General features: G+C 67.9%; 16 protein-coding genes. 6 read left to right on the top strand and 10 right to left on the bottom strand.

Going from position 1 to position 19,150, the window contains the following annotated elements; genetic code table 11:
• Position 1: 1 nt before the first annotated feature.
• Genes Q0044_RS16170 through Q0044_RS16210 form a run of 9 tightly spaced genes read right to left on the bottom strand, consistent with a single transcriptional unit; the run spans position 2 to position 11,127 of the window.
• Positions 2–463, bottom strand: a complete 462-nt coding sequence (locus Q0044_RS16170) for a PaaI family thioesterase (RefSeq protein ID WP_298163515.1) — start codon at positions 461–463, stop codon at positions 2–4.
• A complete protein-coding gene (locus Q0044_RS16175) occupies positions 460–1,413 on the bottom strand; it encodes an NAD(P)H-dependent flavin oxidoreductase (protein WP_298163516.1) in 954 nt (317 codons plus the stop codon). The genes Q0044_RS16170 and Q0044_RS16175 overlap by 4 nt, the downstream gene beginning before the upstream one ends.
• Positions 1,410–3,125, bottom strand: a complete 1,716-nt coding sequence (locus Q0044_RS16180; protein WP_298163517.1) for a class I adenylate-forming enzyme family protein — start codon at positions 3,123–3,125, stop codon at positions 1,410–1,412. The genes Q0044_RS16175 and Q0044_RS16180 overlap by 4 nt, the downstream gene beginning before the upstream one ends.
• Positions 3,122–4,609, bottom strand: coding sequence for a class I adenylate-forming enzyme family protein (locus Q0044_RS16185; protein ID WP_298163518.1), 1,488 nt, complete (start codon positions 4,607–4,609; stop codon positions 3,122–3,124). The genes Q0044_RS16180 and Q0044_RS16185 overlap by 4 nt, the downstream gene beginning before the upstream one ends.
• Positions 4,606–5,832 carry a thiolase family protein gene (locus Q0044_RS16190; protein ID WP_298163519.1) on the bottom strand — a complete coding sequence of 409 codons (1,227 nt, stop codon included), beginning with the start codon at positions 5,830–5,832 and terminating at the stop codon, positions 4,606–4,608. The genes Q0044_RS16185 and Q0044_RS16190 overlap by 4 nt, the downstream gene beginning before the upstream one ends.
• A complete protein-coding gene (locus Q0044_RS16195) occupies positions 5,829–7,517 on the bottom strand; it encodes an aldehyde dehydrogenase family protein (protein WP_298163520.1) in 1,689 nt (562 codons plus the stop codon). The genes Q0044_RS16190 and Q0044_RS16195 overlap by 4 nt, the downstream gene beginning before the upstream one ends.
• 2 nt (positions 7,518–7,519) lie before the next feature.
• Positions 7,520–8,668, bottom strand: coding sequence for an acetyl-CoA C-acyltransferase (locus Q0044_RS16200; protein WP_298163521.1), 1,149 nt, complete (start codon positions 8,666–8,668; stop codon positions 7,520–7,522).
• A gap of 22 nt (positions 8,669–8,690) precedes the next feature.
• Positions 8,691–10,157 (bottom strand): carotenoid oxygenase family protein, encoded by a 1,467-nt coding sequence (locus Q0044_RS16205; protein ID WP_298163522.1) that lies wholly within the window; start codon positions 10,155–10,157, stop codon positions 8,691–8,693.
• Positions 10,158–10,215: 58 nt separating this feature from the next.
• On the bottom strand, positions 10,216–11,127 hold the full coding sequence (locus Q0044_RS16210; protein WP_298163523.1) for an SDR family NAD(P)-dependent oxidoreductase: 912 nt from the start codon (positions 11,125–11,127) through the stop codon (positions 10,216–10,218).
• 117 nt (positions 11,128–11,244) lie between these two features.
• Here Q0044_RS16210 and Q0044_RS16215 point away from each other — a divergent pair, with 117 nt between their 5' ends.
• Positions 11,245–13,458 carry a TonB-dependent receptor gene (locus Q0044_RS16215; RefSeq protein WP_298163524.1) on the top strand — a complete coding sequence of 738 codons (2,214 nt, stop codon included), beginning with the start codon at positions 11,245–11,247 and terminating at the stop codon, positions 13,456–13,458.
• A gap of 6 nt (positions 13,459–13,464) precedes the next feature.
• Here Q0044_RS16215 and Q0044_RS16220 read toward each other — a convergent pair whose 3' ends face one another.
• The gene (locus tag Q0044_RS16220; RefSeq protein WP_298163525.1) at positions 13,465–14,421 is read right to left on the bottom strand and encodes a winged helix-turn-helix transcriptional regulator; all 957 of its coding nucleotides are present in this window, start codon (positions 14,419–14,421) and stop codon (positions 13,465–13,467) included.
• A 130-nt stretch (positions 14,422–14,551) separates the two neighbouring features.
• Here Q0044_RS16220 and Q0044_RS16225 point away from each other — a divergent pair, with 130 nt between their 5' ends.
• The 5 genes from Q0044_RS16225 to Q0044_RS16245 form a co-directional block, all read left to right on the top strand.
• Positions 14,552–16,399 carry an AMP-binding protein gene (locus Q0044_RS16225; RefSeq protein ID WP_298163526.1) on the top strand — a complete coding sequence of 616 codons (1,848 nt, stop codon included), beginning with the start codon at positions 14,552–14,554 and terminating at the stop codon, positions 16,397–16,399.
• A gap of 228 nt (positions 16,400–16,627) precedes the next feature.
• Complete coding sequence (locus Q0044_RS16230; RefSeq protein WP_298163527.1) at positions 16,628–18,151, top strand: methyl-accepting chemotaxis protein; 1,524 nt, start codon at positions 16,628–16,630, stop codon at positions 18,149–18,151.
• Positions 18,151–18,429, top strand: a complete 279-nt coding sequence (locus Q0044_RS16235; protein WP_298163528.1) for an STAS domain-containing protein — start codon at positions 18,151–18,153, stop codon at positions 18,427–18,429. Before Q0044_RS16230 ends, Q0044_RS16235 begins: the two co-directional genes overlap by 1 nt.
• Complete coding sequence (locus Q0044_RS16240; RefSeq protein WP_298163530.1) at positions 18,426–18,791, top strand: response regulator; 366 nt, start codon at positions 18,426–18,428, stop codon at positions 18,789–18,791. Before Q0044_RS16235 ends, Q0044_RS16240 begins: the two co-directional genes overlap by 4 nt.
• Before the next feature lie 3 nt (positions 18,792–18,794).
• On the top strand, positions 18,795–19,150 hold a 356-nt coding region (locus tag Q0044_RS16245; protein WP_298163531.1), incomplete at its 3' end, for an Hpt domain-containing protein.

The following is a 19,150-nucleotide window of genomic DNA, read 5'->3' on the forward strand; positions in this document are numbered from 1 at the left end:
GTTATCGAGCCGCCCGGATCGCCACCCCGACGGTGCCCTGGGCGACGACCACGCCTGCGTCGGTGACCACTTCGGCCGCCACCACGGCCTTGCGATCATCGCTGTATGTGACCGTCCCGGTCGCCTCCAGCCGCGCCGTGTCGCTGGGCGCGGCGTTGAGGAAGCGCATCGTCAGATCCGTGGTCACCAGCGTCTGGCCGGGCTTCAGGATGCTCATCGTCGCCGCCCCGCCGGCCATGTCGATCAGGGCCGCCGTCACCCCGCCATGGACCAGGCCGATGAAGTTGGCGTGACCCGGGTCGATGTCCAGCGCTACTCGCACGAATCCCTCGCGCGCCTCGACCGGATGCGAACCCAGCCGCCTGAGGAAGCCGCCCACGCCGTCGCCCGCCACCATCCAGCGCCGCACGAGCTCCAGCCCGTCGACGGTCGGATCCAGCTTGAACCGGACGGGTTCGCTCACGCCGCCCCGCGCAGGGCCGGGCGCTTGGCGGTCTTGCGTTCGAACCGGTCCAGCGCCGCGAGGTATTCCCGTTCCAGCTGCGCCACGACGTCGGCGATCGGCTCCACCGCCTTGACCGACTCGATACCCTGCCCTGCCGCCCAGATGTCGCGCCAGCGCTTGTTGTCGCCGCCGGAGGCATAGTTGCGCTCGGCCGGGCCGCCCAGATTGTCCGGGTCGTGGCCGGCAGCCGCCAGCGATGGCTTGAGCCACGAGGCGGCAGTGCCGGTCACCGAGTCTGATACCACCAGATCGTCCGGCCCAGAGTCGATGACCATCTGTTTGTAGGCCGGCTGGGCCATGCTCTCGGTCGTCGCCAGGAAGCGGGTGCCCATGTAGACGAAGTCCGCTCCGGCCGCGACCGCGCCCGCGATCCCGGCGCCGTCCCCGACGCCGCCGCCGACCGCGATATAGCCGTCGAAGAACTCCCGCACCGCCGAGATGAAGGCGAAGGGCGACAGGTGGCCGGTGTGACCTCCAGCACCGGCGCTGACACAGGCCAGACCATCGACGCCGGCAGCAGCCGCCTTCTTCGCCAGGGTCATGGAGATCACGTCGGCGAAGACCAGGCCGCCATAGGCCTTGACCGTCTCCATCACCGGTTTCGGCGACCCGAGGGCCGTGATCACGACCGGCGGCCTGTACTGCGCCACGAGGCGCAGGTCCTCGGCCAGACGGGCATTGGTCGAATGAGTGATCAGGTTAGCGATCCAGGGCGCGTCGCCGGGCGTCAGGGCTTCCGTGATCCGGGCCATCCAGCCGTCGAGATCCTCGACCGTGCGGCAGTTGGTGGTTGGAAAGGCCCCCCCGATTCCGGCCTTGCAAGCGGCGATCACCATCTCCGGCCCCGAGACCAGGAACATGGGCGCGGCGAAGACGGGCAGGCGGAGGCTGTCGAAGGCGGCGGTCATGCGGTCTCGTTTTCTCTGAAGGCGGCGCGCAGGTCGCGTTTCAGCACCTTGCCCACCGGATTGCGGGGCAGGGCGTCCAGCGTCTCCAGCCGTTCGATCTGCTTGTAGACGGCGACCTGACGCTCGTTGATCAGGAAGCGGTTGATCTCTTCCAGGGTCGCGGTCTGGCCCGGCCGGTAGACGATGAATGCCGCCAGCCGTTCGCCGAGGTTCGGATCGGGCGCCCCGACCACGGCGGCCTCGGCCACAGCCGGATGGGCGACGAGGTGGTTCTCGATCTCCTCGGACGAGATGTTCATTCCGCCCCGGATGACGATGTCCTTCAGTCGCCCGACGAACTTCAGATACTGAAGCCGCTCGCCGGCCAGTTCGAACAGGTCGCCGGTGCGGAACCAGCCGTCGGCATCGAAGGCCCGGGCGTTGATCTCCGGCGCGCGCCAGTAGCCCGAAAAGATTGTGGCGCCCTTGACCCGCAGCTCGCCCGGCTGGCCCGACCCGGTGATGGCCTGCTCCGTCTCCGGATCGACAAGTCGGGTGAAAATCCGGTCGTGGAGAATGCAGTTCCATGTGAACCCGTCGCCGAGGCGCGGGAACAGGATGGCGCGCTCGGCCGGGTCGGGAATGTCCTTGAGCGCACTGGGGAAGGAGGCGCCTTCATTGGAGCCGAAATAGTTCACGATCTGGACGCCGTGCTTCTCGTGGAAGGTGCGGACCATCCATTCGGACAGGGGCGCGGAGCCCGAACCGATCGACTTGAGCCGTCCGAAGTCGATGCCCTCCAGCAGGGCCTCGTTCTGGAGCAGCAGGTTCAGCACGGCGGGCGGGGCCACGGTGTAGTCGATCTTCTCCTCGCGCATCTGGCGCAGCAGGACGGGCAGGTCGAACGGCTGGTGCTGGATCAGCACGCCCCCGAGCAGTAGCCAGCCGACGAAGGCTGTCGAGATGCCGGCCATGTTCACCATGGGGAACGGGTTGAGCAGCCTGGCGCCGGGCTCCAGGTCCGCGGCGTCGACGACCCCCGCCCCCATGATGATCCATTCGTTGTGGCTGCGGGGCACGCCCTTGGGCTGGGCCTCCGTTCCGGAGGTCCAGCAGATGGTGAAGATGTCGTCGGCGGTCACGCGCGCGTCCTTCGCCGCCTTCAGGGCCGCGCGATGCTGTTTTCCGGTGGCCCCGTCCATAAGGGGCTCGAGATCCAGCGCCCCGGCCGGGCAGGTTTCGCCGAGGACGAAGACGGTCTTCAGCGTCGGGCAGCGCGCCTTCAGGGCGACGATCATCTCACCGTGCTGCTGCTTGCCGATCCGGTCCGCCGTGATCGCCGCGACCGCATCGGTGCGCTCGATGATGTAGGCCAGCTCGTTCTCGCGATACTGGACGGGCGCGGGACTGGCGATCACGCCGAGCCGCAGACAGGCCAGATAGGCGATGCTGAGTTCAGCGATATTGGGCAGCTGGATGACGACGACCTGGTCCTTGCTGATTCCGTGCGCGACGAGGACCGCTGCGAGCCGATCGACGGCGTGGGCGGTCTCGCGCCAGGTCAGGCGGTCGGGCTGACCGCCGACGACGTCCGCCGCATTCAGCGGATCGACCAGGGCCTCGGCATCCGGATGGGCGGCGACGTGTTTCAGGAACAGGTCGTCCAGCGTCTGGTCGCCCCACCAGCCTTTTGATTTCATCTCCTTGATGCGGTCCCTGGGGATCACGATCATCGGGCCAGCTCCAGCGGTCGGGTTTGCATTTGGCGGCACAGGGCGCGGACGTCGTCGCGCACCACCTTGCCGACGGGGTTACGGGGCAGGGCGTCTACCAGGTGCAGACGCTTGGGTGTGCGCACGGGCCCGATCTGCTCCCGCACGAAGGCCATGATATGGGCGGGGTCTGCGTCGGGTGCGGCCGCCACCGCCGCCTCCAGCCGCTCGCCCCAGACGTCGTCGGGCTCGGAAAAGGCGCAGGCCTCGCGCACCATCGGGTGCAGGTTCAGCGCCGCCTCGACCTCGCCCGGATAGACGTTATAGCCGCCGGTGATGATCAGGTCCTTCGACCGGCCGATCAGATGCAGCAGGCCGTCCTCGCCGATCCGCCCGATGTCGCCGGTCTTCAGCCAGTCGTCGTGACGCGACGCCGCCGTCAGCCCGGGTGCATCGAGATAGATGGTCCGGGTCAGGTCGCCCCCGACCACGATCTCGCCCTCGCCGCGTTCGACCAGATCGCCGTCGCCGGTCAGCAGGCGGACGGGCGTGTCGGCGAAGAGCCGGCCGACGCTGGCGCGCCTGTCGGGGACCGCCATGTCCTCCGGGGACAGTCCGGCGATGGTCATGGGGGCCTCTGTCTGGCCGTAGAGGGTCGAGACGACGGGGCCGAAGCGCTGAATGGCCTGGGCGATCCGGTCCGGCGACATCGGCGCGGCGGAATAGGTCAGGTGTCGCAGACGCGGGAAGTCGTCGGGCTGGAACCCGGCTTCGCCCATCAACAGGGCGATCAGGGTCGGGGGCATGAAGACAGTCGTGACCCGCGTCCTGAGCTCGCTCAGGATCGCAGCGCGGTCGGGCTCGGCCAGCAGGACATGCGCCCCGCCGGCGGCAAGGACCGGCAGGACGTAGTGGGAAGAGCCGTGGGTCAGCGGGGCGACGGCCAGGTTCACGTCGTCAGCCATGAAGTCGTAGAATGTCTGCAGCGATCGCAGCGCTGCAGCCCCGCTGGCCTGGCTCTGCACGACCCCCTTGGGCACGCCGGTTGAGCCCCCGGTAAACTTCAGCGCAAAGGGGGCGTCGGCATCGTCCGTGATCGGAGACGGCGTCGCCTCGCCCACGCCATCCAGCCAAGTCTCGAGGGCCAGGCGCCGCGCCGAGACGCCCGCGGCCTCGACCGAGGCGGTGTCGATCAAGGTCAGGGAGAGGTTCGCCCGCGCCTGGAAGTCGCCGTTCAGCCGGGCGCCGTTGCGGGGATTGAGCGGGGTCCAGACCGCGCCGGCGCGCAGGATCGCCAGATAGGCGACGACATGGCGCCAGCTGTTGCGGGCGCACAGTCCGACCCGGTCCCCGGCGCCGACGCCACGCGCCGCCAGATCGCCTGCTGCCGCCTCGACCATCGCGATCAGTTCGCCGTGGGTCAGCGTCACGTCGCCGTCGAACAGGGCGGGGCGGTCGGCCTTGGCCGGCAGGTTGTCGTATAGAGCCCGGATCGGATGGCTCATGCCGCCCGCTCCAGCACGGTGACGACGGTCGCCGCCTCCTCGACGCCGAGGAAGCCGCCGCCGTTCTCGGCCACGGCGATGCGCGCGCCCTCGACCTGACGGGGGCCGGCCTCGTTGCGCAGTTGTGTGGTCAGTTCGAACAGCTGGGCGATGCCCGTGGCCCCGACCGGATGGCCCTTGGACACCAGGCCGCCAGAAGGATTGACCGGCGTCCGGCCGCCGAGGGCGAAGTCGCCCGCCTTCAGCCGTGCGCCGACCGTGCCGGGCTCTGCGAGGCCGAGGTTCTCGATCTGCTGCACCTCGGCGTAGCTGGTGGCGTCATGGACCTCGACGACATCGACGGCGTCCGGCCCGATGCCCGCCTGTTCATAGGCCCGGGTCGCAGCGCGTTTGCCGATGTGATTATCGAAATCGTTCGCCGGTCGGTTGCTGGCGCTGACCAGGGCGCAGCCGCGCACCCGGACCGGCCGCGACGCTCCACCGAGCCGCGCCAGACCGGCCGCTGAACAGATCACCGCGGCCGCCGCCCCGTCGCTGACGGGAGCGCACATGGCGCGGGTGAAGGGGAAGACCACGGCCTTGTCGGCCATGACCTGTTCCATGGTCATCGGCGTGCGGTACTGGGCGCGGTCGTTCAGGGTGCCGGCCGTGTGGTTCTTGGCGGCGATGCGGGCGAAGTCTTCCAGGGTGGTGCCGTGGCGCACCATGTGGGCGCGGGCCTGGGCAGCGTAGAGGTCCATGAACAGACTGCGGTCGGGACCAGGGTCTTCCCCGCCCATCGATCGAATGTAGGCGACCACGCCCTCGCGATCATGGATGTCTGTGCCGCCGGCGAAGGCCGCCGCGACCCGCTCCAGCCGGTCGGGCCAGACCATCTTCTCGACCCCGACGATCAGGGCGATGTCGCCCGCACCGGCCCTGATCCAGTGGATCGCGGACAGCAGGGCCGTGGATCCGGAGGCACAGGCGTTCTCGACATTGACGATGGGGATGCCGGTCAGGCCGAGCGGGCGCAGGGCGATCTGGCCGCGCACGGTGTTCTGGCCTTCCAGCATGGGCTGGCGGGTGTTGGAGAACCAGGCCGCCTCGATGTCGCCGACCTCGGCGCCCGCATCTGCAAGGGCTGCGGTCACGGCCTCGGCGGTCAGGGACTTGACGCTGTCGTCCAGCCGCTTGCCGAAGCGGGTCATGCTGATCCCGGCGATGAAGACGTCCGACGTCACGTGGCGGGCCGGCGTCGCTGAACGATGCGGAAGCGGGAGGCGACGAAGGCGAGGTCCGCCAGACAGGCGTTGCCCGCCGGGTTCAGCCCGGTGACGTGATAGTCGCTGTAGGCGGCGGCGAAATTGATCCACATCGCGCCGGTCAGGTTGATCGACAGATTGGCCCCGGCGGCTTCGTAGGCGGGAGTCGCGCTGTCGATGAAGGTCTCGTCGATCGAATAGAGATAGGAGGAGATCGACCCCTTGGTTCGGGCCAGCCAAGTCGCCTCCATGACCGCCTCGCCAGCGTCCTTCTTCACCAGGAACAGGACCGGACCGAAACGTTCCTCTGCGTACAGATCGACATGCCGGCCGCCGTCCACCGCGATGACCAGCGGCGTCAGGGTGCGGGCCCCGGGGAATTGCGGATGGGCATAGGGGGCGGCGTCACGCAGCATCCGCACGCCGGGCTGGTCCGCGACCGCAGCGCGGGCCTCGGCCACGACCTTCAGCGAGACATCGCCCTGGATCGCCCCCATGATCCCGGCCGACTGGGCCGGGTCCGAGGCGATGGCGTCGATCTGGTCGACGATGGCGGCGGACATCGGCTCGAACAGGTCGGGGGCGATGTAGACGACCTGGGGGCTGGTGCACATCTGGGCCGAGAACAGGCTGGATGAGCGGGCCACGGCGCGGGCGACGGCGTCGACGTCGGCCACGCTTTCGATGACGATCGTGTTCACGCCCGCCGTCTCGGTGAACAGCTGTTTGCCGACGACGGTCCGTTCCAGATGGCCGCCGTAGCGGGGGCTGCCGGTGAAATCGATGATCTGGACCTGCGGGTGATCGACCAGATGCTGGGCGACAGGCTCGGCCAGGGTGTCGACGGCGAGGGTCACAAGGTTGGGGTCGAACCCGAACTCGGTCAGCACCGCCCGGCTCGTCTCGACCACGATGGCCATGGGCAGGATGGCGATGGGGTGCGGCTTGACGACGACCGGATTGCCGGTGGCGAGGCTGGCGAACATCGCCGGATAGGCGTTCCAGGTCGGGAAGGAGGCGCAACAGATCACCAGCCCGACGCCGCGCGGGACCAGAACGTAGGTCTTTTCCAGCACGACGGCTTCGCCGGCGAAGGTGCGGTGATACGTGGCCGACGGCGCGACATCCCGCATGGCCTTGGCGGCGTAGGCGAGGGCCTCGACCCCGCGATCCAGGGCATTGGGGCCGGAGCCGCTGAACGCCTGGGTGTAGCTCTGACCCGCCACATGCATCACCGCATGGGCCATCTCGAAATTGCGGTCGTAGAGCCGCGCCGCCATCTCCAGGCAGAGGGCTATGCGCAGCTCGAAATCAGCCTCGCGCCAGTCGCCCATGGCGCCGACGGCGGCGGTGACCAGGGCCTCCGGATCGCTCTTCGGATAGAGGATGTTCAGCGGTCGCTGTGTGAAGGGCGAGACCTCCTCGCCGACCGTGCCGAAGACGCCGGGCTGGCCCAGATCGAAGGTCGTTCCGAGCCGCGCCTCGAACGCCGCCTTGCCGGCGCCCGGCTTGTCGGGACCGTGGATCTTCGTGGAGGGACTGTCGCTGTAAGGGCTCCAGCTCTTTCGGGTCTGGACCGCGTCGATTGCGGCTGCCAGCGTCGGTGCGTGGCGCGCGACCAGGGCGCGGCGGCGCTCGTCGAGAGTGGTCGCTGACCCGTCCATACTCAGGCCATCCGCTCGACGATCATGGCGGAGCCCACGCCCTGCGCCCCATGGGCCACGACGATGCCGTAGCGGCCTTCGCAGGCGTCGAGCGCATCCAGCAGCGACGACAGCAGGATCGCGCCGGTCGCACCCATCGGGTGGCCCTTGGCCATGTGACCGCCGCCGACATTGACCTTGTCCGGATCGACCTTCCGTTCGCGCATGAACTTGACGATGGTGACGGCGAAGGCCTCCATGAACTCGATCCGGTCCATGTCGTCGAGGCTCAGGCCGGCCTTGGCCAGCGCCCGGTCCATGGCGGTGAAGCCGGCCGTCAGGGAGGCCGCCGGATCGCCCCCGGCCTCGGCATAGGCGATGATCTTCGCCCGGGCGCCGGCCGCTTCGCCAGTGACGATAGCCAGACCGGCACCGTCGCACATCGGCGGGGCGTGGGCGACCGTGTGGCGGTGGTCGATGACCCGCCCTTCCAGAGCCTCGGCATACTGCACGCCCAGGACGCCGAAGGCGGCGGGCATGGCGGCCAGGCTTTCGGCTGTGGTCGAGGCGCGGGCCGGTTCCTCCTTGTCGAGGCCGTTCAGGGGGATGCGCGACCTGACCAGTGGCGTTCCTTCGGCAGCCGCCGTCTTCTGCTGGGAGGTCAGGGCCGCGGCGTCCATCTCCTCGCGGGTCACGCCGATGTCCTCCGCCAGCCGGTCGGCGGCGACAACGACGGGGATGTAGCGGGTGCGCGGCGGGAAGCTGGCGTCCTCGTAGTAGTCGGCCTTGTCGCCCATGAAGGGCACGCGCGACATCATCTCGACGCCTCCCGCCAGGGCCGTCTTCGCCCCGCCCGCCTCGATCATCTGGGCCGCCTGGCCGATCGCGGTCAGGCCCGAGACACAGTAGTTGTTGATCGAGTAGGCATAGGCGTCGTCCGGAAGCCCGGCGTACATCTTGGTGACCAGGGCGACGTTCGCCCCCTGCGCCCCGACCTGACCCACGGCCCCGAGGATCAGGGCGTCGACTGTCCTGGCCTGACCGCCGTTGCGGGCGTCCAGGGCGTCGATCAGGCCCCCGACCAGTTCGTGAGGTTTCATCGAAGCGAGGCCGCCGTCGGGGCGGGCCTTGGCGCGCGGGGTGCGAACAGCGTCGAGAATATAGGCGGTCACAAGCGACTCCCGGAGGTCAGTTTCAGGCCGCGATCTGGTCGCCGGGCGCCCAGGTTCCGTGGAAGCCCGCGGGTACGCGGACGGGCAGGGGGATGCGGGCGATCGGCCCCTTGTCGAAGTCCTGGGCATTCAGGACCTGAACCTCCGAGGTCCCGTCCGGCGCAGTGGCGAAGACCACGACATAGCCGTCGTCTTCGGACGTCGAACCGATGCGCGGGGCGAAGGCGGGCTCGGAGCCTCCGACGCCGTCGGCGAACCGGTATTCCTGGGCTGCGCCCGTGCCGAGGTCGTATTTCAGCAGGCCGTCGAAGCGCTGCAGCTCCTCAGGCGCCATCGACACATGGTAGGACCATTTCGACTTTGCGCCGGTGTAGTCGAGGTTGATGACGGGGAACTCGCCGATGCGGTCGTCGAGCCGGCGCTTCTTCACCTCGCCCGTGACCATGTTCATGCGCCACTCGACCGGCACGGCGTTCAGCGCCAGCACATTGACCATAGAGGCGTAGGGGCCATAGGCCGGGTTCGGCGGGAAGCCGTTCGGCTGCATCATGCAGGCGGTCATGACCACCTCGTCCCCGTCCTCCCATGCATTGACGACGTGATAGATGTAGCAGGTCTCGGTCTCGAACCATTTGATCTGGTCGCCCCGACCATTGCGGGGCGCGACTCCGAACCGGGCGGGCTGATCGGCGACCTTGATCTGCCACATGTGATTGCGCAGACCGCCCTCGGTGAAGACCACCGGCAGGTCGTGGAGGATGACGTAGTTCTCGGTCAGCCCCATGTCGTGCGGCAGGCGGGGCCCCGGAAGCTCGACGCGCTGGAAGTTGGTCAGGACATTGTCCTTCGACACCACACCGTATGTCATCCACGGCTCGGTCAGGGAGTAGTCGAAGAAACAGAACTCGCCCGTGCGCGGATCGACCTTGCCGTGGGCCGAGACGTGACGGGGAAGGGCACCGCCGAACGTCTCGTTGCCCAAGGTCTCCAGAGTCCGCGCATCGACCCGCACCGGCTTGCCCGAGATGTACCACAGGGCCATGAGCGAGCCGTTGTGGAAGACGAGGTCCGTGTTGGCCGTGTCCTTGTAGACGAGCTCGCCCCGCGTCGACTCCGCCCGGGACTTCGCGGATGGCATCAGGACCCCGCCGGCGCCGATCACCTTGCCGGCCTTTTCTGCGCGATAGTCGTCGGTGCCGACATAACGGTTGCGGTACTCCGCCTTGCCGTTTTCGAAATAGACGGCGTGGATCATGCCGTCGCCGTCGAACCAGTGGTGCATCCCCTCGGGGGCCGCGTGCGGATTCGGGCCGTTGCGGACAAAGCTGCCGTGAAGGTCCTTTGGAATCTCGCCGATGACCGTCAGCTCCAGCTCAGTCGTCTCAGCGGCGACCGGCTCGTAAAGTCCCTGAAGATAGGGGTTCAGGGTATTCAGGCCGGTCAGTTCGCCGGTCGAAATTCTGCGGGCAGCGGCGGCATCGTCGGCCATGGCTCAAGCTCCATTCATCCAGAAAGGCAAGCTACGCAAGGCGGTATCTTAACGCAAGTCAGCTAGTGGCGGCGAGTGGGGGGCGCGCCGCCAGGAACTCCTCGAAGGCCGCGGAGCCGTCATGGGGGCGGGTCCAGGTCTCTGCCGACATCAGGGTTTCGCTGACGGCGTCAAACCGATCCAGCGGGACGTCGGTGTCGGGCCCGAAATCCAGTCCTGGCCCTTCAATTCTATACGCCGGCCGAACCCGCCCGGCGCCCGCAACAACCGTTTCTCCATTCAGCCGGCAGCCCTCGCTGACGAGCCAGCTGGCCACCGGCGCGACCAGCTCGGGCGGCATGGCCGCAGCGGTGGCGTCGTCGACGTATTTCTCGGTCATGCCGGTCAGGGCATAGGGGGCGACGGCATTGGCGTGGACGCCTCTGGACGCCCCCTCCAGGGCGATAACCCGCATCAGGCCGATCACCGCCGCCTTCGATGCTGAATAGGCCGCCATGCCATGGACTCCGTGCAGGCCGGCCGCCGAAGTGGTCATCACGATTCGTCCCGATCCTTGCTCGCGCATGTGCCGGTAGATCGGCAGGGTGGCGGTCAATGTGCCAAAGAAGTTGATGTCGAAGACGCCGCGCACCTGTTCGACACTCTGCTTGTGCAGGCTCATCGCCTCGGGCACGCCGGCGTTGTTGATCAACCCGTCGATGCGGCCGAACGCCTCGAGCGCTGCCGCCAGCAGCCGGTCTCCGGCCCCCTCCTGCTCCACCGCCAGGGCGCAGGCCACGGCCCTGCCGCCCGCGTCGCGAATCCGCCCGGCCACCGCATCGGCTGAGGCCGGTTGGCCCTGCGCCCTCGGGCGGGTGTTCACGACCACGCTCGCGCCACGCGCCGCCAGATCCAGTGCATAGGCCAGGCCCAGACCGCGCCCCGCGCCCGTGACGACGACAACACGGTTCTCGAGTGATCGGTCGACCATGAACTCTCCTCGCACATCACTTGCGTAAAAGGACTTGCAAATATGGTCTGTTGGCGCAAGCCTCTCGGCAGAGCTTCCGGCAAACAGGAAGCCAATCATGGGAACGGGACCGCCAACATGAAGACCACCATCGGGAAAACTGCGTCCGCCGCCGTGCTGATCCTGGCCGCCGGCCTGGCCGCGCCGGCCTTCGCCCAGAGCACTGGGACGGCTGCACCCCAGGACGACGCCGCCTCGCTCGACGACATCATCGTCACCGCCCAGCGTCGCGAACAGTCGCTGCAGGACGTGCCGATCGCTATTACGGCCTTTAGCGCCGAAACCCTCGAGCGTACGGCAGCAACGGGCATCCAGGACGTCGCGTCCAAGGCACCGGGCGTCACTCTGACCCAGTTCAACATCGGCGAGCCCCAGCTCTACATCCGCGGCGTCGGAACCACGAGCGACTCAGCCGCCAGTGACCCGTCCATCGGCGTTTCCATCGACGAAGTGTCGATCGGGCGAGCGGGCGCCAGTGCTCTGGCCTTCCTCGACGTCGAGCGGGTCGAGGTCCTGCGCGGGCCCCAGGGGACCCTCTACGGCCGGAATGCCTCGGGCGGCGCTCTGAACGTCTATACCCGCAAGCCGCAGCTTGAAGACACGACCATGGCGCTGCTTCGCTACGGGAGCTTCAACGAATGGGGCGGCGAGGCGGTGATCAACCGCATGATGGGCGAGAGTTCGGCGGCCCGCCTGGCGGTCCGCGTCAACTCCAACGACGGATATGCCGAGAACGTGCCCTCGGGGCGGGGACTGGAGGGCGGCAGCCAATTCGGGGCGCGTGTGTCGGTCATGACAGAGTCAGGACCCTGGACGCTGACGGGATCGGTCGATGTCTCTCGTGACCGCATGGACGGCCACGCTCGTATCCCGGTCACTGCGTCCGGAACGGCGCCGGCCTTCGTCACCCTCGTCAACAGCCTCCGCACCGGGCTTGATGTTCGCCAGAGCTACTCCTCGGCGGACAATTACCAGGACCGAGACAACTGGGGGGCCACGGTACGGGCCGAGTATGCGGCCGAGGCGTTCGACGTCGTCTCCCTCACCTCCTATCGCAACAACGAATACAGCTGGCGCGATAATCTGGGCGGTTTGCCGTTCCCCAACTTCCCGCTGATGGTCGACGACCGGGCGACGGAAGACGCCAGCCAGTTCAGCCAGGAATTGCGGCTGGTTTCCAAGCCGGATTCGGCCATCAGCTGGGTCGCCGGCGTCTACTACTTCAGCGAGGACGTGGACCGCTCGGAGCGCTTCATCGTTCAGGCCGCCCTGCCGATCGCCCCGCCGTCGTTCGGCGGCGACACCACCTTCAACCAGACGGCTTCGAACTCGAGCTATGCCGCCTTCGGCCAGGCGACCATTCCGTTCGCCAGCATCTGGGAACTGACCCTCGGCGCGCGCTGGACGCATGACGAGCGCGAGATCCATCAGGTCGCGCTGGACAATGATCTCGGGCTGAACCCGCCGGTCGGAATTCCGCTGGGGCCGACCGGGTCGCCCTACAACATTCGGGCCGAGGCCAGTTTTGAGGAACCGACCTGGAAGCTGGCCCTGGCCGTCGAACCGTTCGACAATGTGCGCCTCTATGCCTCCTATGACCGGGGCTACAAGGCCGGGTCTTTCCCGTCGACCGCCCAGACGGGCGTCCAGGCCGGCAGGCCGCTGCGCTCGGAACTGCTCGACAACTATGAACTCGGTCTCAAATCGACCGTGATGGACGGCCGGCTGCGCTTCAACGCCGCCGCCTTCAAGCTCGAGTACGACGACCTGCAGGTCTATGAGTTGCTGGGTCTGAACCTGGTCACGTCCAACGCCCAGGCCGAGGTCAATGGCTACGAGATCGAGAGCGCCTTCGCGGTCACGAACAACGTGACGATCGGGGGCTCCTACACAGCGCTTGACGCCCAGTACACGTCGAACGCCGTGTCGGGCGCCTCCATCCTCCCGTACAACGGCCTGACCCTTCCGCGGTCTCCGGACAGCCAGTACACCCTCTATGCCGACGGCGAGTGGGACCTGTGGGGCGGCGAACTGGCGGCGCGTGTCGACTATCAATGGACGGACGACTTCTTCTTCGACCCGTCCAACAACCCCGAGGTCCGCTCGCCGGCACACAGCCTGGTCAGCGCCTACGCCTCGTGGGAAGCCGCGAACGGGGTGAAGATCGCCGTCTACGGCAAGAACCTGGGCGACACCGAATACCAGCAGCACATCATCAAGAATGTGGGCGTCGGCTTCAGCGTCTTCGGCCCGCCGCGCTCTTACGGCGTCACGTTCAGCCGGAGCTTCTGATTCGGTTCAGGCGGCGCTGGTCTCGACCGGCGCCGCCGCCTCGACCTCCCAGCGGATGGCGCGCGGATCGATCTTCCTTCCCGTCGCCAGATCGCAGACCACCGCCGAGATCGGCGCGTTCGTCCCGGTCTCGATCAGACGCAGCGGTGACCCGTCCGCGCACAGCCAGCGCTCCGACCAGCCGTGCATGGCCATGATCATCGGATAGAGATCGCGGCCGGCTTCCGTCAGACGATATTCGAACCGGGGCGGCGCCTTCTGGTAGAGCCGCTTCTCCAGCACCCCCTGCAAGACCATGGTCTTGAGCCGGTCGGCCAGGATGTTCGTCGCCACCCCGAGCGCCTCGTGGATCTCGTCGAACCGGCGCAGGCGGAAGAAGGCGGCGGCCAGAACAGCCCAGCTCCAGTAGTCGCCCATGATGTCGGTCGAACGGTCGATGATCGCCCGGTCGGTCTCGATCGGCTGGGTCCGACGGCGGCGCGAGGTCGGTGGCGCGATCGGCGTCAGTCCCTCGCGCGCCTCCCAGCGCACATTGTGCATCTCGATGGGGCGACCGCCCTCGTGATCGAAGATCGCCGGCTCGACCCGGGCGCCGGACTCCCGGTCGTAGAAGGCCATGGCGTAGCGTTCCTGCAGCGGTGAGCGCGCCCATTTCCGCTCCCATTGCCCCTGCATGACCGCGACCCCGAACATGTCGAGCCCCATCTCGGTCAGCCGGTACTCCATCCGCGTCGCCGAGCCCCGGGCTTCCCGCTGTTCCAGCAACCCAGCGGCGACCAGACGATTGAGCCGGTCGGTGAGGACGCTCCTCGGCATGCCCAGGCGGTCGCGCCACTGGGAGAAGCGCCGCGCGCCGTAGAAGGCCTCGCGCAGGATCAGCTGGGTCCAGGCGTCACCGGTCACGGCGAAGGCGCGGGCCACGGGATTGCCCATGATCAGATCGCGGGTGGAGGGAGGCGTCACGCGGAATCGTCTTTGTCTTCGGCCCGATCTGCGCCGGGTCGAGTCGATCCTAGCACCAGTTCAAGCCGCGCGTCGCCCGCGTGGATAAATCTCGATTTGCAAGTCACCTCGCCGGTCCTAGGATCGCGCCATGACCGAGGCCCTTTCCACGATCGACCTGACCGCTGCGCCGTGTCGTCCCGTCCGGTTCGGGGAGGTGGGGGTGGAGATCGAACGGCGCCCGGACGGGGTGATCATCGTCTCCGGCAAGGCGCCGCTCAAACCCTACGACCCGAACCTCGCCGCTGCCCTCTGGCGTCATGCCGACGGGACGCCGGAGAAGTTGTGGCTCGCGCGGCGGGAGGGCCCGGCGCGCGACTGGACACGCGTGACCTATGGCGAGGGCAGGGCCCGTGTCGCGTCCGTCGCCGCCTGGCTCATGGATCGCGGTATGACGGCGGAGCGGCCGATTCTGATCCTGTCGGAAAACTCCCTGAACCACGCCGTCCTGATCTTCGCCGGCATGGTGGCGGGCATCCCGGCGACCTCGGTCAGCGTCAACTATTCGCTGTTGTCGATGGACTTCGAGCGACTCCGTCACGTCGTCGACCTGATCCGGCCGGGCCTGATCTTCGCCGAACAGGGGGCACCGTTCGCGGACGCCATCGCCGCCGTCGCGCCCGCGGATGCGATCCTGCTTACCGACGGACCCGGCGTGCCCGGCGCCGTCGACTGGTCCGAGGCCGCAGGCTTTCCCGCCCCCGATCTCTCCGCCCGTGTCGCCGCCCTCGATCCGACCAGGCCGGCCCGCTACCTTCTGACCTCCGGCTCGACCGGACGTCCCAAGGCGGTGATCCACACCATGGCCATGGCGACGGGCAACACCCATTCCGGCTTTCAGGCCATGGGCGACGCCTTCGCCTGGGATCGCCAGGTCCTGGACTGGCTGCCGTGGAGCCACATCGCCGGGTCGTCGCTGATGACCAATATCACCTGCCTCGGCGGCGCCCTCTACATCGACGACGGCCGGCCCATGCCCGGCAGGTTCGACGAAACCATCCGGAACCTCAAGGAGATCCCGCTGCGCTACTACGGCACCATGCCGAACGGCTATGCGATGCTGGCGGATGCGCTGGAGGCCGACGACGACTTCGCCCGGCGCTTCTTTACGGAACTGCGCGCCATGCTGTTCGGCGGCGCCGGCCTGCCCCAGGCCCTGCACGACCGGTTGCAGAGGATCGCGGTCCGCGCCACGGGCCAGAGGTTCGTCTTCGTCTCCGGCTATGGCTCGACCGAGACCGGCTCGGCCATCAGCTACACCTGGTGGGAAGACACCCGGGTCGGCATAGGCCTGCCGGTTCCGGGGGCCTCGTTCAAACTGGTCCCTTGCGACGGGGTCTATGAGGTGAGGGTCAAGGCCGCCTCGGTCACGCCGGGATACTTCGCCGATCCGGACCAGACCGTCGCCGCCTTCGACGAGGAGGGATTCCTGCGTATGGAGGACCTTGCCGACTTTCACGATCGGGACCGGCCCGAGGGCGGAATGTTTTTCGCCGGCCGCCGCGCCGAACAGTTCAAACTGTTGAACGGCACCTTCGTCGCCGCCGGTCGCCTGCGGGATTCGCTTCTGGGCCGTCTGGCCGGGATCGTGCGCGACGTCGTCGTCTGCGGCGACGGTCAGGCCGAGATCGCCGTCCTCGCCTGGGCCGACCCTGAGGGGGTGGGTCGACGGACCGGCGGGACCGGGACCGACGATCCCGTCATCCGCGCCGCCGTCGCCGAGGCCCTGGCCGCACACAACCGCGACAATCCCGGCCAGTCCGGTCGCATCGCCAGACTGTTGTTCCTGGAAGGCGCTCCCGATCCGGAGGCCCATGAGGTCTCCGACAAGGGCTCGATCAATCGCCGCATGGTCCTGCGGCGGCGCGCCGATGCCGTCGCCTCTCTCTTTGCCGACGGCCGGGGATGTATCGCTCCGGCTGAGGCCATCGTCAGGTAACGCCGCGGCGACATGGCTGACGGAATGAGGCGGATAGGCACGCAATGGCCGCTGTCTCCCCAAGTGCATGACCTTGGACAATGGAATGGGCCGGGCGCTCAAACCTGGAGCGAATTCGTCCAGTCGGCGACGAACGCATGCCGTTCTTCGAACATGCAGTTCACGAAAATTTAGAATCCTTGAAGGCAAGGCTTAGCCACACAATCGTTGACCATGAGGTTGCTCGCCATGCTGTTCTCCAAAGCCGCACATGCCCGGAAGGCAGCGGCGGATGAACTCAGAGAGCTGAAGGCCCAGGTCGCGGCGATGGACAGGTCCCAGGCGGTGATCGAGTTCAAGCTCGACGGCACAATCCTGCGCGCCAATACGAACTTCCTGAACACCCTCGGCTATCGGTCCGAAGAAATCGTAGGGCAGCATCACCGTATGTTCGTGCCGCCGGGCGAGGCGTCGAGTGCTGACTACACAGCATTCTGGGATGAACTTCGCGCGGGTCGCTTTGTCGCCCGAAAGTTTTTGCGGGTGACCAAACAGGGTTCGGACTGCTGGATTCAGGCCTCCTACAACCCGGTGCTGGATGAAGAGGGCAAGCCCTACAAGGTGATCAAGTTCGCCACCGATGTCACCGCTGTCGAAAACGAGCGAACGCAGGGGGAGGTGGAGCGGAAGCGTCTGGCTGACGAGCAGGACGAGATCGTCGGAAATCTTGCCGCCAGTCTGAAACGCATGGCCGACGGTGACCTCACCGCGCAGATCACTGCGGAGTTCAAGGGCAGCTACGCGCAGATCAAGGCCGATTTCAACACGGCTCTGGCCCAGCTCCAGGAGGCCATGTCGGTCGTGGTGAACAATGTCTCGGCCATCCGTTCGGGCTCGGGCGAGATCAGCCAGGCGGCGGACGACCTGTCGCGTCGGACCGAGCAGCAGGCCGCCTCTCTGGAGGAGACCGCCGCCGCCCTGGACGAGATCACGGCCACGGTGAACCGCACGGCCTCGGGTGCGCGTCAGGCCTCGGAGACGGTCCAGGCCGCCAAGGGCGACGCCGAGACCTCGGGCAATGTCGTGCGCGACGCGGTCTCGGCCATGGGGGCGATCGAGAAGTCGGCCCAGGAGATCAGCCAGATCATCGGGGTGATCGACGAGATCGCCTTCCAGACCAACCTCCTGGCCCTGAACGCCGGCGTCGAGGCGGCCCGCGCCGGCGACGCCGGACGGGGCTTCGCGGTCGTCGCCTCCGAGGTCCGGGCCCTGGCCCAGCGCTCGGCCGAAGCGGCCAAGGAGATCAAGACCCTGATCTCGGCCTCGACCTCCCAGGTCAATGCCGGGGTCGCCCTGGTCGGCCAGACCGGCGAGGCCCTGCAGCGCATCGTCAGCCGTGTCGCCGAGATCGACGGCCTGGTGTCGGAGATCGCCGCCTCGGCCCAGGAACAGGCCACCGGCCTCCAGCAGGTCAACACCGCCGTCAACCAGATGGACCAGGTGACCCAGCAGAATGCGGCCATGGTCGAACAGTCGACCGCCGCCAGCCATTCGTTGTCGCAGGAGGCCGAGGCCCTGGCGAACTCCGTGTCCCGCTTCGAGATCGGCGAAGGCGCTGCGCCGGCCCGGGCGGTCCGCGCCCCGGCCCGGTCCGCCCCGGCTCCGGTCCGCCCGGCCAACCGTCCGGTGACCCAGATGCGCGCCACGGGCTCCGGCGGGGCGGCCCGCAAGCCGCAGCCGGTCGTCTCGGAAGACGGCTGGGAGGAGTTCTGATGACCGCCGCCCTGTCCTTGCCGGCCGTTCTCGACCTGGCCCAGGCCGAACCCCTGAAGGCGGCCCTGCTGCCGATGCGGGGCCAGTCGGTCACCCTCGACGCCTCGCGCGTCGAGCGGCTGGGCGGCCTGTGTCTTCAGGTCCTGATCTCGGCCCAGCAGACCTGGGCCCGTGACGGCCATGTGCTGAACATCGACGATGTCTCGCGAGAGTTCGCCGACCAATGGAACGCATTCGGGGCGGCCTCTGCCGATCGCCCGCTGGGAGCCCGCTCGTGATCAAGACTGTTCTGACCATCGACGACAGCCGCACCATGCGCGACATGCTGCTGATGGCCCTGGTGGACGCGGGCTACCGCGTGATCCAGGCCGTGGACGGCGTGGACGGGCTGGAGACCCTGGCGGCCGAGGGCGCCGACGTCATCATCACCGACATCAACATGCCGCGCATGGACGGGTTCGGGGTGATCGAGGGCGTGCGGGCCGATCCGCTCCACCGGGCGACGCCGGTCCTGGTCCTGACCACGGAGAGCGACGCGGCCAAGAAGCAGCGCGCCCGCGACGCCGGGGCCACGGGCTGGATCGTCAAGCCGTTCGACCCGGCCCGGCTGGTCGAGGCCGTGCGTCGCGTGGCGGCCTGACCCATGAGTGACGCGGTCGATCCCTTCGAGGCGATCAAGGTCGTCTTCTTCCAGGAGTGCGACGAGCTGCTCGGCGACCTGGAGACGGGCCTGCTCGCGATCGAACAGGGTGACGCCGACAGCGAGACGGTGAACGCGGTCTTCCGCGCCGTGCATTCGGTCAAGGGCGGGGCAGGGGCCTTCGGCCTGGAAGATCTGGTGCGGTTCGCCCACGTGTTCGAGACCCTGCTGGACGAGATCCGTTCGGAGCGGAAGCCGTGCGACGACGTCACGGTCAAGACCCTGCTGCGCGCCTCCGACGTCCTGGCCGACCACATCGCCGCCGCGCGCGGCCAGGGGGCGCCGGTCGACGAGGCCCG

This window comes from Brevundimonas sp. (assembly GCF_027484365.1).
Classification (GTDB): domain Bacteria; phylum Pseudomonadota; class Alphaproteobacteria; order Caulobacterales; family Caulobacteraceae; genus Brevundimonas.